Annotated in this window: 14 protein-coding genes; 6 read left to right on the top strand and 8 right to left on the bottom strand. The window is 54.5% G+C overall.

Translation table 11 applies throughout. The features are described 5' to 3' along the window. Positions 1-76 precede the first annotated feature (76 nt). Positions 77-2,638: a DNA mismatch repair protein MutS gene (gene mutS / locus ACJHYO_RS00545; protein ID WP_000103864.1), complete on the bottom strand. Its 2,562-nt coding sequence runs from the start codon at positions 2,636-2,638 to the stop codon at positions 77-79. Between the two features lie 285 nt (positions 2,639-2,923). On the opposite strand from mutS, the gene ACJHYO_RS00540 reads away from it, so the two are divergent. After that, positions 2,924-3,268 (top strand): nitrous oxide-stimulated promoter family protein, encoded by a 345-nt coding sequence (locus ACJHYO_RS00540; protein ID WP_000015486.1) that lies wholly within the window; start codon positions 2,924-2,926, stop codon positions 3,266-3,268. A 38-nt stretch (positions 3,269-3,306) separates the two neighbouring features. Here ACJHYO_RS00540 and ACJHYO_RS00535 read toward each other — a convergent pair whose 3' ends face one another. From ACJHYO_RS00535 to hypA, 7 genes are all read right to left on the bottom strand, one after another. Next, positions 3,307-3,735, bottom strand: coding sequence for a molybdopterin-binding protein (locus ACJHYO_RS00535; protein WP_000301062.1), 429 nt, complete (start codon positions 3,733-3,735; stop codon positions 3,307-3,309). A 44-nt stretch (positions 3,736-3,779) separates the two neighbouring features. Beyond that, positions 3,780-5,858, bottom strand: coding sequence for a formate hydrogenlyase transcriptional activator FlhA (gene flhA, locus ACJHYO_RS00530; protein WP_000122674.1), 2,079 nt, complete (start codon positions 5,856-5,858; stop codon positions 3,780-3,782). 73 nt (positions 5,859-5,931) lie between these two features. Further along, complete coding sequence (hypE, locus tag ACJHYO_RS00525) at positions 5,932-6,942, bottom strand: hydrogenase maturation carbamoyl dehydratase HypE (RefSeq protein ID WP_001059916.1); 1,011 nt, start codon at positions 6,940-6,942, stop codon at positions 5,932-5,934. Continuing rightward, positions 6,939-8,060: a hydrogenase formation protein HypD gene (gene hypD, locus ACJHYO_RS00520; protein WP_001527574.1), complete on the bottom strand. Its 1,122-nt coding sequence runs from the start codon at positions 8,058-8,060 to the stop codon at positions 6,939-6,941. Before hypD ends, hypE begins: the two co-directional genes overlap by 4 nt. Continuing rightward, positions 8,060-8,332: a hydrogenase 3 maturation protein HypC gene (gene hypC, locus ACJHYO_RS00515; RefSeq protein ID WP_000334881.1), complete on the bottom strand. Its 273-nt coding sequence runs from the start codon at positions 8,330-8,332 to the stop codon at positions 8,060-8,062. Before hypC ends, hypD begins: the two co-directional genes overlap by 1 nt. Then, positions 8,323-9,195: a hydrogenase nickel incorporation protein HypB gene (gene hypB, locus ACJHYO_RS00510; RefSeq protein WP_000337654.1), complete on the bottom strand. Its 873-nt coding sequence runs from the start codon at positions 9,193-9,195 to the stop codon at positions 8,323-8,325. The genes hypC and hypB overlap by 10 nt, the downstream gene beginning before the upstream one ends. Positions 9,196-9,198: 3 nt before the next feature. Next, on the bottom strand, positions 9,199-9,549 hold the full coding sequence (gene hypA / locus ACJHYO_RS00505; RefSeq protein WP_001442018.1) for a hydrogenase maturation nickel metallochaperone HypA: 351 nt from the start codon (positions 9,547-9,549) through the stop codon (positions 9,199-9,201). 211 nt (positions 9,550-9,760) lie between these two features. Here hypA and hycA point away from each other — a divergent pair, with 211 nt between their 5' ends. From hycA to hycE, 5 genes are all read left to right on the top strand, one after another. Continuing rightward, the gene (gene hycA / locus ACJHYO_RS00500) at positions 9,761-10,222 is read left to right on the top strand and encodes a formate hydrogenlyase regulator HycA (protein WP_000158058.1); all 462 of its coding nucleotides are present in this window, start codon (positions 9,761-9,763) and stop codon (positions 10,220-10,222) included. Positions 10,223-10,346: 124 nt separating this feature from the next. Further along, on the top strand, positions 10,347-10,958 hold the full coding sequence (hycB, locus tag ACJHYO_RS00495; RefSeq protein WP_001079186.1) for a formate hydrogenlyase subunit HycB: 612 nt from the start codon (positions 10,347-10,349) through the stop codon (positions 10,956-10,958). Then, on the top strand, positions 10,955-12,781 hold the full coding sequence (gene hycC / locus ACJHYO_RS00490) for a formate hydrogenlyase subunit 3 (protein WP_016233496.1): 1,827 nt from the start codon (positions 10,955-10,957) through the stop codon (positions 12,779-12,781). Before hycB ends, hycC begins: the two co-directional genes overlap by 4 nt. 2 nt (positions 12,782-12,783) lie before the next feature. Continuing rightward, positions 12,784-13,707, top strand: a complete 924-nt coding sequence (gene hycD, locus ACJHYO_RS00485; protein ID WP_000115226.1) for a formate hydrogenlyase subunit HycD — start codon at positions 12,784-12,786, stop codon at positions 13,705-13,707. 17 nt (positions 13,708-13,724) lie between these two features. Beyond that, on the top strand, positions 13,725-15,434 hold the full coding sequence (hycE, locus tag ACJHYO_RS00480) for a formate hydrogenlyase subunit HycE (protein WP_001288122.1): 1,710 nt from the start codon (positions 13,725-13,727) through the stop codon (positions 15,432-15,434). Positions 15,435-15,441: the final 7 nt, after the last annotated feature.

Raw genomic sequence — 15,441 nt, 5'->3', positions numbered from 1 at the left:
TTATACAGGGTATTTTTATTTGATTCGTCAGTTGTTGTTAATATTCCCGATAGCAAAAGACTATCGGGAATTATTATTACACCAGACTCTTCAAGCGATAAATCCATTCCAGCGCCTGACGCGGAGTCAGTGAATCCGGGTCGAGGTTTTCCAGTGCCTCGACCGCAGGCGAAGTTTCTTCCGGTACGGACAGCAAAGACATTTGTGTACCATCCACTTGCGTAGCAGCGGCGTTCGGCGAAATGCTTTCCAGCTCACGCAGTTTTTGCCGTGCGCGCTTAATAACCTCTTTTGGCACACCCGCCAGAGCTGCAACCGCCAGGCCGTAGCTTTTGCTCGCTGCGCCATCCTGCACGCTATGCATAAAGGCAATGGTGTCGCCGTGCTCCAGTGCATCGAGATGCACGTTGGCGACGCCTTCCATTTTCTCCGGTAACTGGGTCAGCTCGAAATAGTGGGTAGCAAACAGCGTCAACGCTTTGATCTTATTTGCCAGATTTTCCGCACACGCCCATGCCAGCGACAGGCCATCGTAAGTGGACGTTCCGCGCCCAATCTCGTCCATCAACACCAGACTGTATTCGGTGGCGTTATGCAGAATATTAGCGGTTTCGGTCATCTCCACCATAAAGGTTGAACGTCCGGAAGCCAGATCATCCGCGGCACCTACGCGGGTAAAGATGCGATCGATCGGCCCAATCTCGACCTTTTGCGCCGGGACGTAACTGCCGATATACGCCATCAGCGCAATCAACGCGGTCTGGCGCATATAGGTACTTTTACCCCCCATGTTCGGACCGGTGATGATCAACATGCGGCGCTGTGGCGACAGGTTTAGCGGGTTAGCGATAAACGGTTCGTTCAGTACCTGTTCAACCACTGGATGGCGACCTTCGGTAATACGAATGCCAGGTTTATCAATAAAGGTCGGGCAGGTGTAGTTCAGGGTATAGGCCCGCTCCGCCAGGTTAACCAGCACATCAAGTTCTGCCAGCGCGCTCGCGCTCTGTTGCAACGCTTCCAGATGCGGCAGCAACAGGTCGAACAGCTCTTCATAAAGCTGTTTTTCCAGTGCCAGCGCTTTGCCTTTTGAGGTGAGAACTTTATCTTCGTACTCTTTTAGCTCTGGAATGATGTAGCGCTCGGCGTTTTTCAGCGTCTGGCGACGCATGTAGTTGATTGGTGCCAGATGGCTTTGCCCACGGCTGATTTGAATGTAGTAGCCGTGCACCGCATTAAAGCCAACTTTCAGCGTGTCCAGGCCGGTACGTTCACGCTCGCGGACTTCCAGACGCTCCAGATAATCGGTCGCGCCGTCAGCCAGCGCGCGCCATTCATCCAGTTCTTCGTTATAACCAGTCGCAATAACACCACCGTCGCGTACCAGCACCGGTGGTGTGTCGATGATTGCTCGCTCCAGCAGATCGCGCAGCTCGGCAAACTCGCCCATCTTCTCACGCAGCGCTTGTACCGGTGCACTATCGACATTTTCTAACTGCGCACGCAACTCTGGCAGTTGCTGGAAAGCGTGACGCATACGGGCCAGATCGCGTGGGCGAGCGGTACGCAACGCCAGACGCGCCAGAATACGTTCCAGGTCGCCGACCTGACGCAGTACCGGCTGTAGCTCAGCGGTGAAATCCTGCAATGCGCCAATAGTTTGCTGGCGCTCAAGCAACACGCGGGTATCGCGCACTGGCATATGCAGCCAGCGTTTCAGCATACGGCTGCCCATCGGCGTTACAGTGCAGTCGAGCACTGAAGCCAGCGTATTTTCCGCACCGCCGGCCAGGTTCTGAGTAATTTCCAGGTTACGACGCGTCGCGGCATCCATAATGATGCTGTCCTGCTGACGTTCCATAGTGATAGAACGAATATGCGGCAGGGTCGTGCGTTGGGTATCTTTCGCATACTGCAACAGACAACCGGCAGCACAAAGTCCGCGTGGTGCGTTCTCCACACCAAAACCGACCAGATCTCGGGTGCCAAATTGCAGGTTCAATTGCTGGCGAGCGGTGTCGATTTCAAACTCCCACAGCGGGCGACGACGCAGGCCGCGGCGACCTTCAATCAGCGACATCTCGGCGAAATCTTCCGCATACAGTAATTCCGCTGGATTCGTACGTTGCAGTTCTGCCGCCATCGTTTCGCGGTCTGCCGGTTCGCTCAGGCGAAAACGACCGGAACTGATATCCAGCGTTGCGTAGCCGAAACCTTTACTGTCCTGCCAGATAGCCGCCAGCAGGTTGTCCTGACGTTCCTGCAACAGCGCTTCATCGCTGATGGTGCCCGGCGTAACGATACGGACAACTTTGCGCTCAACCGGCCCTTTGCTGGTCGCCGGATCGCCAATCTGTTCACAAATAGCGACGGATTCGCCCTGATTCACCAGTTTGGCGAGGTAGTTTTCCACCGCATGGTAGGGAATCCCCGCCATCGGGATTGGCTCTCCCGCTGAAGCACCGCGTTTGGTCAGTGAAATATCCAGCAGTTGCGATGCCCGTTTTGCGTCGTCATAAAACAGTTCATAAAAGTCGCCCATCCGGTAAAACAGCAGGATCTCGGGATGCTGGGCTTTCAGCTTGAGATACTGCTGCATCATGGGCGTATGGGCGTCGAAATTTTCTATTGTACTCATGGGGTTAAGTCCGGCTCCCTGATGTTAAATGTAGTGTGATGGTTTTTATTTTCGTTGTAATCACATAAGGCGCACATGATACCGGAGTTAATCATTTCAGGGGAAGACGCGAAAGGTGAGTTCTTGATGTCGGTTCCGCGAAAAATGCTGCTTTGCAGCTTTTGCGTGATGACGATGAAACAAGATCGCCAAATTCGTCGGTTGAAGAAACCTCCTCCTTCAGAGACATAGTCCCCTTTAAAATTAAGTTGTAATATAAATGCACCTTAAGAGTATGGAGGCAGCATGTCCGGCAAGCGTATCTCTCGTGAAAAACTGACGATTAAAAAAATGATCGATCTTTATCAAGCGAAATGCCCGCAGGCGTCAGCAGAGCCGGAGCATTACGAGGCGTTGTTTGCTTACGCGCAAAAGCGGCTGGATAAATGTGTGTTCGGCGAAGAGAAACCAGCCTGTAAGCAGTGTCCGGTGCACTGTTACCAGCCTGCAAAGCGTGAAGAGATGAAACAGATTATGCGTTGGGTTGGGCCGAGAATGCTGTGGCGTCATCCGATCTTAACCGTGCGTCATCTCATCGATGACAAGCGTCCGGTGCCGGAGTTGCCAGAAAAATATCGTCCAAAGAAATAAATCTGCCGGAGAGCCATACTCTCCGGCAAATACGGCGCTTACGCTTTGGTGGCAATCAGGATGGCTGATGCTTTGATCAATGCAATAACGCGCGAGCCAGTGGTGAGTTTCATTTCATCCTGACTTTCATTTGTTACCACTGCCACAATTTCAAAACCCGCATCCGTTTTGATATGGACAGTGGCGTTCACTGCGCCTTCGGTGATTGTCGACACGCTGCCAGCAAACTGGTTGCGAGCAGAGAATTTCAGTCCACAGTCTTCCGTTGCCAGCGTGACCCACGGGGCTTTAATCAGGGCAATCGCTTCTTTCCCTTTCGCCAGACCCAGCGCTTGCTGGCTGCTGTGAGTCACAATTGCCACCAGCTTTGCACCACCTGCCAGCGTCAGTTCTACTTCATCATTCACCGCGCCCATTGCTACTGCGCTAACTGTTCCGGTTAATTGATTTCTTGCTGAAACTGCCATACTGCCTCCTTTCATTGAATGTTGATCGAGTATAACCACATCTGTTAAATCAATGCCGATTTATCAATTCCCAGTCGCTTCATCCGTGACAGCAGAGTCGTGCGTTTCAGCCCCAGACGTTGCGCAGCGCCTTTAGGCCCGGCAACCACGCCGTTTGTTTCTTTCAGCACGCGAACAATCAACTGATATTCATCTTCGCCCTCCTGGGCGACAACCGTTGCGGCAGGCGGCGTTTCAGGTTCTGGTAAAGCAATATCTGGCAATGACAGCTGCAGCACGTTGCCGCGTGTTAGCAATACCGCGCGCTCGATGACGTTTTCCAGCTCACGCACGTTGCCCGGCCATTCCATGTTGCTCAGGATGCGCAGCGTCTCGGCAGGAATGCTGTCGATATTGCGCCCCAGACGACGGGCAATTTTGAAGGTAAAGGCTTTCGCCAGCAGCGGAATATCTTCCGGACGCTCGCGTAGTGGCGGCAGGTGGATCGGGAATACGTTCAGGCGGTAATAGAGATCGCTACGGAACTCTCGGTCGGCGACCATTTTTTTCAGATCGCGGTTAGTCGCGGCAATTAAACGTACGTCCGTCTGAATGATTTTGTTGCTGCCGAGACGTTCAAACTCCTGTTCCTGTAATACACGCAGCAACTTCGGCTGTAACTCCAGCGGCATATCGCCCACTTCATCGAGGAATAGTGAGCTTTTATCCGCCAGTTCAAAACGACCAATGCGCTGAGCGCTGGCACCGGTAAAAGCCCCACGCTCATGACCAAATAGATCGCTTTCCAGCAATCCGGCAGGCATCGCCGCGCAGTTCATTTTGACCATGCGGCGATTATTACGCCCACTGAGATTATGGATCGCGCGGGCAATCAGCTCTTTACCTGTACCAGTTTCACCGAGGATCAGAACGGTACTGTCACTTTGCGCCACCATTTCCACTTGTTTAAGTACGCTGTACATGGCTTCGCTGCGGCCAATAATCTCGCCAAATTCACTATCAACATTGTTGAGCTGCTCGGTCAGGGCGAGGTTTTCATCAACCAGCCGTTCTTTCAGACGATGAATTTCCTGATAGGCGAGGGCGTTATCGACAGCGATTGCCACACGTTCGGCAATCTGGCGCAGTAAATTCAGATTGGTAGTGGTAAAGACTTTCTCTTCGCATTGCGCCAGTTTCAGCACGCCCAGCATAGTGTCGCCAGACATCAGCGGTAACAGGCACAAGGTTTGAATCTGGTTGCCCCAGGTGTTGAACAACATGCGTTCATAGGGGGCTAAATCGTCCCGCTCGTGGAGATTAATCAACAGCATCTCTTTACTTTTGAAGACGCGTTCGGTGAGGGTTCCGGCTTCATCGACTTCGCTCTGTTCGTGAGCGGGATGCTGTTTATCAAGATAGTGAGTGGAGTAGATGTTGAGTTTGTTTTTACGGTGGCTGCGTAAGACGATGCTGATATCGTCAATGTCGAAATAGTAATGGATTTCTTTGGCGACTTCGCTGACCAGTTCGTCCATATCCAGGCGGGAAAGCACCGCGTTAGTGATGGCGACCAGGATGCGGAAGTTATCGCGTTCCCGGCATAACAACTCATAGTCGACATTGTTAACGACGCGGCTCTGGATTTGTTCGGTGACGACAGAAACGATCTGCGTAAATGTTTGCAGACGATTGAACTCTTTTTCGCTCCAGGGGCGATCGTCATAACGAATAAATTCACAGCCACCAAAAATATGCCCTTCCGCCGCCAGTGGCATCAGGCAATAGTGACCAAATTTGGGGTATAGCCCACCTGTGGCCAGCTGCGGCCAGGTTTCACAAAATTCTTCGTAACTGCAATGCAGCGTATCAGGGCGCGACAAAATGCTGCGTACCGGACCGTGTGCCAGAACAGTTTCGTCTTCATATTTAATGGGGGTGTCTTTTTCACGCGATGCGTAATAAGACGCACGTTGAGTCTGCGCTTGCCACAACACAATCGCCGCGTTGTCGGCGAGCGCAGAACGCTTTACCAGTTGCGAAAGAGCCTCACACAGCGAGGCCAGATCGGGCTGCTGCAATAGTGTCCGAGTGATGTCGAACAACCCTTGCTGTCCGAGATCACTCATCGGTGTATATGACATTTTGTTCTTCCAGGAAAGCACCGCAAAGCGGTGCAAAAGGTCATTGACTAACTATAGGAGATTTAGAATTTTATTAGCATATACGCGGAAGCGGTTCGGCGTGCGGTAGATCGAGGGTTCGTTTCACGCCATACAGACCGGCAAGACGAACACCTTTACGTTCTACTACTTCGCCAATCAGCGCCGCATCTTTTCCCAATGGATGGGAATGTAACGCCGCCAGCACTTGCTCTGCTGCGTTGCGTTCAACGGCGATCACCAGTTTGCCTTCGTTGGCAAAGTTAAGGGCGTCCAGTCCCAGCAGTTCGCAAACGCCGCGCACAGCAGGTTTAACCGGCAGTGCCGCTTCTGAAAGTTCAATACCACAACCGCAGGCTGCCGCGAACTCATGAACCACCGCGTTTACACCACCACGGGTGGCATCACGCAGCGCTTTCACGCCGGGAATGTCACGCAGCGTCTGAATAAGCGGCGTCAGCACCGCGCAGTCGCTGACCAGTTCTCCATCCAGCCCTAGTTGCTCACGCAGGTTAAGGATAGTCGCCCCATGGTCGCCGAGTGTACCGCTAACCAGCAATACATCGCCTGCGGTTAGCGTCTGTGCGCCCCAGTGAATATTCGCCGGAATTGCGCCCATGCCAGCGGTGTTGATAAACAGTTTATCTGCCGCGCCGCGCTGTACCACTTTGGTATCGCCAGTAACGATGGCAATGCCTGCCGCGCGGGCGGTTTCTGCCATGCTGGTCACTACGGCTTTCAGTGTCTCCATCGGCAATCCTTCTTCGAGGATAAAGCCACAGGAGAGATAGCGCGGAATTGCGCCACTGACCGCAACGTCATTGGCGGTGCCGCAAATCGCCAGCTTGCCGATATTACCGCCAGGAAAGAACAGCGGGTCAATGACGTAACTGTCGGTTGAGAACGCCAGACGGTCGCCTTCCGCTACCAGCTGTGCCAAATCAAGACGGGCCTGATCTTCCTGCTCTGCCAGCCACGGGTTGGCAAAGGCTTCCATAAACAGGCTGTTGATTAATTGCTGCATCGCCTGGCCGCCGCTACCGTGGGCGAGTTGGATATTATTCACGCTTCACTCTCCTGCTGACGATACTGATACCACGCGGCGCACGCTCCTTCGGAGGAAACCATCAGCGCACCAAACGCGGTTTGAGGATTACAGGTGTTACCAAACAGCGGGCATTGATGCGGCTTACATTTGCCCGTCAAGACTTCGCCACAACGCGCACGCGGGTCATCGCAGACCTGCTGCGGTGCCGGGCGGAAATGTGCTTCGGCATCGAATCGTTGATAATCCGGCGTCAGGTGCACGCCAGAAGATTCAATCACGCCTAAGCCGCGCCATTCACTGTCGCCGTTGACACAGAACACATCAGCAATTGCCCGTTGCGCCAGCAGGTTACCGGCATCCGGTACCACCCGACGATACTGATTCTCTACCTTGCTGTGGGCCGCTATTTTCTGCTCCACCAGCATCACCACGCCTTGAAGTAGATCAAGGGGTTCGAAACCAGCGACCACCAGCGGACGATGAAAATCGCTGGCGATAAAATTATAGGCATCAGTGCCGATAACCATACTGACGTGGCCCGGCGCGAGGAACGCGTCGATACCGTTATCTGGCTGTTCCAGCAAACTGCGCAGCGTCGGGATAAGCGTAATGTGCTGGCAGAAGAAGTAAAAATTCTGCACATCGCGGGCTTTCGCCTGTTGCAGAGTGATGGCGGTGGTCGGCATGGTGGTTTCAAAACCTAAGCCGAAGAATACCACTTTACGGGTTGGATTCTCCTGCGCCAGTTTCAACGCATCCATTGGCGAGTAAACGATGCGCACATCGGCACCGCGTGCTTTTGCCTGCAACAGCGACCCCTGTTTCCCTGGTACGCGCATGGCATCGCCAAAGGTACAGAAGATGACTTCCGGATGGCTGGCAATCTCCACGCAGGTGTCGATTCTACCCATTGGCAGTACGCACACAGGGCAACCCGGACCGTGGATAAACTCAACGTTTTCCGGTAGCAACTGGTCGAGGCCGAATTTAAAAATGGCGTGGGTATGACCGCCACACACTTCCATAATCCGCAGAGGGCGTTCGGCGGTGTAAGAGAGATGTGAAGCACGTTCGCGCAGATGCTCAATTAACTGCATCACCTGTTCCGGCGCGCGATATTCATCAACAAAACGCATTATTTTTCCTCGCCATACAACAGCGCGCCGACATCTGGCTCAACGTCAAACATGTTTTGTAAGGCGTCGAGAGTGTCGCGTGCTTCGGCTTCATTAATTACGCTCATGGCAAAGCCAACGTGAACCAGTACCCACTGGCCCACGCGTGGCTGACCGTTTTCATCGCAGCTGCCGACTAACGTTAAATCGACATCGCGCTGAATGCCGCAGACGTCGACTTTCGCCTGGTTGCCGTCAATGGTGCGTATCTGGCCGGGAACGCCTATGCACATCGCTGTGTCTCCAGCCAGTTCAGCCACTGGTCCATCCCTTCGCCGCTGGTGGCGGAAATAAGGATGATTTCAATTTCTGGATTGACTTCACGGGCGCAGGCGATGCACTTCTCAACGTCAAAGTTGAGATACGGCAGCAGGTCAACTTTGTTGAGCAGCATCAGCGAGGCGGCGGCAAACATATGCGGATATTTCAGCGGTTTGTCTTCACCTTCGGTAACGGAAAGCACCGCCACTTTGTGTTTTTCACCGAGATCGAAGCTGGCCGGGCACACGAGGTTGCCGACGTTTTCGATAAACAGAATACCGTTATCGTCCAGTGGCAGGCGCGGCGCGGCGTCGGCAATCATCTGTGCGTCAAGATGGCAGCCTTTACCGGTGTTCACCTGAATCGCTGGCGTGCCGGTAGCACGAATGCGCGCGGCATCGTTCACGGTTTGCTGGTCGCCTTCAATAACTGCGCACGGAACGCTGTCTTTCAGGCGCATTAAGGTTTCCGTCAGCAGGGTGGTTTTACCGGAACCAGGGCTGGAAACCAGGTTGAGCACCAGTTGCTTGCGGGCAGCAAAGTGCGCGCGGTTGCGTTCAGCCAGACGGTTATTTTTGTCCAGCACGTCAATTTCGACTTCCAGCATCCGACGCTGGCTCATGCCCGGCGCGTGAGTGCCCGCTTCGCCATGACCGTAATGCAGGTCGCCTTCTTCAGTCTGGCTGGGGGTAAATTCAGGCGCTTTAATGCCGGTGATTTTCATCTTCGGGCGTGCCGCCGGGGCAAATGGCGCGCTACGAAACGCGGAATGAGGGTTATGTTCATCACCCTCAATATAGAGGTTGCCTTCACCGCAACCGCATGTTGTACACATCGCTCACTCCTGGTCTATTTCTATCCGCCGAATCTGTAAACCGTCGTCTGCCACAATCTGTAGCATGTCACCATGACACAGTGGACAGCGGCGGACGCGCTGGGTCAGTAGCGTCACATACTGTTGGCATGTTTCACACCAGCATTCGGCCTCTTGTTCTTCGAGGTGCAGTTTACAACCTTCCGCCACGCTGCCGCGGCAAACCAGATCAAAACAAAAGGCAAGAGAGCTGGTTTCGACACAAGAAAATGCGCCAATTTTGAGCCAGACCCCAGTTACGCGTTTTGCGCCGTGTTTTGCGGCCTGCTGTTCGATCAATTCCAGTGCCCGTTGGCAGAGGGTTATTTCGTGCATATCGCCTCCCATTAACTATTGCCAGCTACAAGCAATAATTGTGCCAGTGTTGATTATCCCTGCGGTGAATAATGTCGATGATGTCGAAATGACACGTCGACACGGCGACGAAATTCATCTTTAGCTTGGAAATCGCTTTAATAACAATGAATTAAAAGTTGGCACAGAAAATGCTTAAAGCTGGCATCTCTGTTAAACGGGTAACCTGACAATGACTATTTGGGAAATAAGCGAGAAAGCCGATTACATCGCACAGCGGCATCGTCGCCTACAGGACCAGTGGCACATCTACTGCAATTCGCTGGTTCAGGGGATCACGTTATCGAAAGCGCGCCTGCATCACGCCATGAGCTGCGCGCCGGACAAAGAACTCTGTTTCGTCCTTTTTGAACATTTTCGCATTTACGTCACCCTGGCGGATGGCTTTAACAGCCACACCATCGAGTATTACGTCGAAACAAAAGATGGCGAAGACAAACAGCGGATTGCGCAGGCGCAGTTGAGCATTGACGGCATGATTGATGGCAAGGTCAACATCCGCGATCGCGAACAAGTTCTGGAACACTATCTCGAAAAAATCGCTGGCGTTTACGACAGCTTATATACCGCCATTGAAAACAATGTGCCGGTGAATTTAAGCCAACTGGTAAAGGGACAAAGCCCGGTAGCATGAGCTGAGGCTTTGCCCGTTTTGCAGGCGTTACGCCTGTTTGGGGATGGGCGTGTCGATGAGTGTCGAAAATGACATTTCATCGGCATGTTTTCGTCAAAAATGACAATCACCTGAGGAATGCCTGGTGAATCGTTTTGTAATTGCTGACTCCACGCTCTGTATCGGCTGCCACACTTGTGAGGCTGCCTGTTCAGAGACGCATCGCCAGCACGGCCTGCAATCAATGCCGCGCCTGCGAGTGATGCTAAATGAAAAAGAATCTGCGCCGCAGCTCTGTCATCACTGTGAAGATGCACCCTGCGCGGTGGTCTGCCCGGTTAACGCCATCACTCGTGTTGATGGTGCTGTGCAGTTGAATGAAAGTCTGTGCGTAAGCTGCAAACTGTGTGGTATCGCCTGCCCGTTTGGCGCAATTGAATTTTCCGGCAGCCGTCCGCTGGATATTCCGGCAAACGCCAATACCCCGAAAGCGCCACCGGCACCGCCTGCTCCGGCGCGTGTCAGCACATTGCTTGACTGGGTGCCAGGTATTCGCGCGATCGCCGTCAAATGTGACCTTTGTAGCTTTGATGAACAAGGTCCGGCCTGCGTGCGGATGTGCCCGACTAAAGCCCTGCATCTGGTGGATAACACCGATATCGCCCGCGTCAGCAAACGTAAGCGTGAGCTGACTTTTAACACGGACTTTGGCGATCTCACCTTGTTTCAGCAGGCTCAAAGTGGAGAGGCTAAATGAACGCAATTTCCCTGATCAATAGCGGCGTGGCGTGGTTTGTCGCCGCCGCTGTTCTGGCATTTCTCTTTTCTTTTCAAAAAGCGCTAAGTGGCTGGATAGCCGGAATTGGCGGCGCGGTGGGTAGCCTGTATACGGCAGCCGCGGGCTTCACTGTGCTGACTGGCGCGGTTGGCGTGAGCGGTGCGCTGTCGCTGGTAAGCTACGATGTGCAAATCTCTCCGCTTAACGCGATTTGGCTGATTACGCTCGGTCTGTGCGGTCTGTTTGTCAGCCTCTACAACATTGACTGGCATCGCCACGCGCAGGTGAAATGCAACGGCTTGCAGATCAATATGTTGATGGCTGCCGCCGTCTGTGCCGTCATCGCCAGCAACCTCGGCATGTTCGTGGTAATGGCTGAAATTATGGCCCTGTGTGCGGTGTTCCTCACCAGCAACAGCAAAGAGGGCAAACTGTGGTTTGCGCTGGGGCGTCTTGGCACTCTGCTGCTGGCGATTGCCTGCTGGCTGCTGTGGCAGCGTTACGGCACGCTGGATCTGCGCCTGCTGGATATGCGTATGCAACAGCTGCCGCTCGGTTCCGATATCTGGCTGCTCGGTGTGATTGGCTTTGGCCTGCTGGCCGGGATTATTCCGCTGCACGGCTGGGTGCCACAGGCACATGCCAACGCCTCTGCGCCAGCTGCCGCGCTGTTTTCCACGGTAGTCATGAAAATTGGCCTGCTGGGCATTTTAACTCTGTCACTACTGGGCGGTAATGCACCGCTGTGGTGGGGGATCGCGCTGCTGGTGCTCGGTATGATCACCGCATTCGTCGGCGGTCTGTATGCGTTGATGGAACATAATATCCAACGTCTGCTGGCTTACCACACCCTGGAAAATATCGGCATCATCCTGCTGGGGCTGGGCGCTGGCGTAACGGGTATCGCGCTCGAACAACCGGCGCTGATTGCCCTTGGTCTGGTTGGTGGTCTGTACCATCTGCTTAACCATAGCCTGTTCAAGAGCGTACTGTTCCTTGGTGCGGGGAGCGTCTGGTTCCGTACCGGTCATCGCGATATCGAAAAACTCGGTGGTATTGGCAAGAAAATGCCGGTTATCTCCATCGCCATGTTAGTCGGGCTGATGGCAATGGCTGCGCTGCCGCCGCTGAACGGTTTTGCCGGGGAATGGGTTATCTATCAATCCTTCTTCAAACTGAGCAATAGTGGCGCGTTTGTTGCCCGTCTGTTCGGGCCGCTGCTCGCCGTGGGGCTGGCAATTACCGGTGCGCTGGCGGTGATGTGTATGGCGAAAGTTTATGGCGTTACTTTCCTCGGCGCGCCGCGTACCAAAGAAGCCGAAAACGCCACCTGTGCGCCGCTCCTGATGAGCGTAAGCGTAGTGGCACTGGCGATTTGCTGTGTAATTGGCGGTGTTGCTGCGCCGTGGCTGCTGCCGATGCTCTCTGCTGCTGTACCTCTGCCGCTGGAGCCTGCTAACACCACCGTTTCTCAACCAATGATCACGTTGCTGCTGATTGCCTGCCCGCTGCTGCCATTCATCATTATGGCGATTTGCAAAGGCGATCGTTTGCCGTCGCGTTCCCGCGGCGCGGCCTGGGTGTGCGGCTACGATCACGAAAAATCAATGGTGATTACCGCTCACGGTTTTGCCATGCCGGTGAAACAGGCGTTTGCGCCGGTGCTGAAACTACGCAAATGGCTGAATCCGGTGTCGCTGGTGCCGGGCTGGCAGTGCGAGGGGAGTGCGTTGCTGTTCCGCCGGATGGCGCTGGTTGAACTGGCGGTACTGGTGGTGATTATTGTTTCACGAGGAGCCTGAGAATGAGTGTTTTATATCCGTTAATTCAGGCGCTGGTGTTATTTGCCGTTGCGCCGCTGCTCTCCGGTATAACCCGCGTGGCGCGCGCCCGCTTGCATAACCGTCGCGGGCCGGGCGTGTTGCAGGAGTATCGCGACATTATCAAACTGCTGGGCCGCCAGAGCGTTGGCCCGGATGCCTCCGGCTGGGTGTTCCGCCTGACGCCGTATGTGATGGTGGGCGTCATGCTGACTATCGCTACTGCGCTGCCGGTGGTGACCGTCGGTTCTCCGCTGCCGCAACTGGGTGATTTGATCACCTTACTGTATCTCTTTGCCATCGCGCGTTTCTTCTTTGCCATTTCTGGTCTGGATACCGGTAGCCCGTTTACCGCTATCGGCGCGAGTCGTGAAGCGATGCTTGGCGTGCTGGTCGAACCGATGCTGCTGCTTGGTCTGTGGGTTGCCGCACAGGTTGCCGGTTCCACCAACATCAGCAACATCACCGACACCGTTTATCACTGGCCGCTGAGCCAGAGCATCCCGCTGGTGCTGGCGCTTTGTGCCTGTGCGTTCGCCACCTTTATCGAAATGGGCAAACTGCCGTTCGACCTGGCGGAAGCCGAGCAGGAGTTGCAGGAAGGTCCGCTCTCTGAGTACAGCGGCAGCGGTTTTGGCGTCATGAAATGGGGCATCAGTCTGAAACAGCTGGTGGTGTTGCAGATGTTCGTCGGGGTGTTTATTCCGTGGGGACAAATGGAAACCTTCACCGTCGGTGGGCTGCTGCTGGCGCTGGTGATTGCCATCGTCAAACTGGTGGTCGGCGTCCTGGTTATCGCGCTGTTCGAAAACAGCATGGCCCGTCTGCGTCTTGATATTACTCCGCGCATTACCTGGGCTGGGTTTGGCTTTGCATTTTTAGCGTTCGTCTCCTTGCTGGCGGCGTGATTAAAGAGAGTTTGAGCATGTCTGAAGAAAAATTAGGTCAACATTATCTCGCCGCGCTGAATGAGGCATTTCCGGGCGTCGTGCTGGACCACGCCTGGCAGACCAAAGATCAGCTGACCGTGACCGTAAAGGTGAACTATCTGCCGGAAGTAGTGGAGTTTCTCTACTACAAGCAGGGTGGCTGGCTGTCGGTGCTGTTTGGTAACGACGAACGCAAACTGAATGGTCATTACGCCGTTTATTACGTGCTGTCGATGGAGAAGGGCACCAAATGCTGGATAACCGTGCGCGTTGAAGTTGACGCCAACAAACCGGAATATCCGTCCGTAACGCCGCGCGTTCCGGCGGCAGTATGGGGCGAGCGTGAAGTGCGCGATATGTACGGTTTGATTCCGGTTGGTCTGCCGGATGAACGCCGTCTGGTGCTGCCGGATGACTGGCCGGATGAACTTTATCCTCTGCGTAAAGACAGCATGGATTATCGTCAGCGTCCGGCACCGACCACCGATGCTGAAACCTACGAGTTCATCAACGAACTGGGTGATAAGAAAAATAACGTCGTGCCGATTGGTCCGCTGCACGTCACTTCTGACGAACCGGGTCACTTCCGTCTGTTCGTCGATGGCGAAAACATTATCGACGCCGACTACCGCCTGTTCTATGTCCATCGCGGCATGGAAAAACTGGCGGAAACCCGCATGGGTTATAACGAAGTGACCTTCCTCTCTGACCGTGTTTGCGGGATCTGCGGCTTCGCCCACAGCACCGCTTACACCACGTCGGTGGAAAACGCGATGGGTATTCAGGTGCCAGAACGCGCGCAGATGATCCGCGCCATTCTGCTGGAGGTAGAACGCCTGCACTCGCATCTGCTCAACCTCGGCCTGGCCTGTCACTTTACCGGCTTCGACTCCGGCTTTATGCAGTTCTTCCGCGTGCGTGAAACCTCCATGAAAATGGCAGAAATCCTTACCGGTGCGCGTAAAACCTACGGCCTGAACCTGATCGGCGGGATTCGTCGCGATCTGCTGAAAGACGACATGATCCAGACCCGCCAGCTGGCACAACAGATGCGTCGTGAAGTGCAGGAGCTGGTGGATGTGCTGCTGAGCACACCGAACATGGAACAGCGCACCGTCGGCATTGGTCGTCTGGACCCGGAAATTGCCCGCGACTTCAGTAACGTTGGCCCGATGGTCCGCGCCAGCGGTCACGCCCGCGATACCCGTGCCGATCACCCGTTTGTTGGTTACGGCCTGCTGCCAATGGAAGTCCACAGCGAGCAGGGCTGCGACGTGATTTCCCGTCTGAAAGTGCGTATCAACGAAGTCTATACCGCGCTGAACATGATCGACTACGGTCTGGATAACCTGCCGGGTGGCCCGCTGATGGTGGAAGGCTTTACCTACATTCCGCACCGTTTCGCGCTGGGCTTTGCCGAAGCGCCGCGCGGCGATGATATCCACTGGAGCATGACCGGCGACAACCAGAAGCTGTACCGCTGGCGCTGCCGTGCCGCGACCTACGCGAACTGGCCGACCCTGCGTTATATGCTGCGCGGCAACACCGTTTCCGATGCGCCGCTGATTATCGGTAGCCTGGACCCTTGCTACTCCTGTACCGACCGCATGACCGTGGTCGATGTACGTAAGAAGAAGAGCAAAGTGGTGCCGTACAAAGAACTCGAGCGCTACAGCATTGAGCGTAAAAACTCGCCGCTGAAATAAGGAGTCG

Origin of the sequence: Escherichia sp. WS1118 (genome assembly GCF_046487695.1) — a bacterium.
In the GTDB taxonomy this organism is placed as follows: Bacteria; Pseudomonadota; Gammaproteobacteria; order Enterobacterales; family Enterobacteriaceae; genus Escherichia; species Escherichia coli.
The sequence above is the reverse complement of the archived record's forward strand: the minus strand, read 5'-3'. Positions and strand labels throughout refer to the sequence as shown.

Coding starts and splice junctions, on each gene's coding strand:
- mutS (WP_000103864.1), bottom strand. CDS start 2,638: ATGAGTACAATAGAAAATTTCGACGCCCATACGCCCATGATGCAGCAG.
- ACJHYO_RS00540 (WP_000015486.1), top strand. CDS start 2,924: ATGTCCGGCAAGCGTATCTCTCGTGAAAAACTGACGATTAAAAAAATG.
- ACJHYO_RS00535 (WP_000301062.1), bottom strand. CDS start 3,735: ATGGCAGTTTCAGCAAGAAATCAATTAACCGGAACAGTTAGCGCAGTA.
- flhA (WP_000122674.1), bottom strand. CDS start 5,858: ATGTCATATACACCGATGAGTGATCTCGGACAGCAAGGGTTGTTCGAC.
- hypD (WP_001527574.1), bottom strand. CDS start 8,060: ATGCGTTTTGTTGATGAATATCGCGCGCCGGAACAGGTGATGCAGTTA.
- hypC (WP_000334881.1), bottom strand. CDS start 8,332: ATGTGCATAGGCGTTCCCGGCCAGATACGCACCATTGACGGCAACCAG.
- hypB (WP_000337654.1), bottom strand. CDS start 9,195: ATGTGTACAACATGCGGTTGCGGTGAAGGCAACCTCTATATTGAGGGT.
- hypA (WP_001442018.1), bottom strand. CDS start 9,549: ATGCACGAAATAACCCTCTGCCAACGGGCACTGGAATTGATCGAACAG.
- hycA (WP_000158058.1), top strand. CDS start 9,761: ATGACTATTTGGGAAATAAGCGAGAAAGCCGATTACATCGCACAGCGG.
- hycC (WP_016233496.1), top strand. CDS start 10,955: ATGAACGCAATTTCCCTGATCAATAGCGGCGTGGCGTGGTTTGTCGCC.
- hycD (WP_000115226.1), top strand. CDS start 12,784: ATGAGTGTTTTATATCCGTTAATTCAGGCGCTGGTGTTATTTGCCGTT.
- hycE (WP_001288122.1), top strand. CDS start 13,725: ATGTCTGAAGAAAAATTAGGTCAACATTATCTCGCCGCGCTGAATGAG.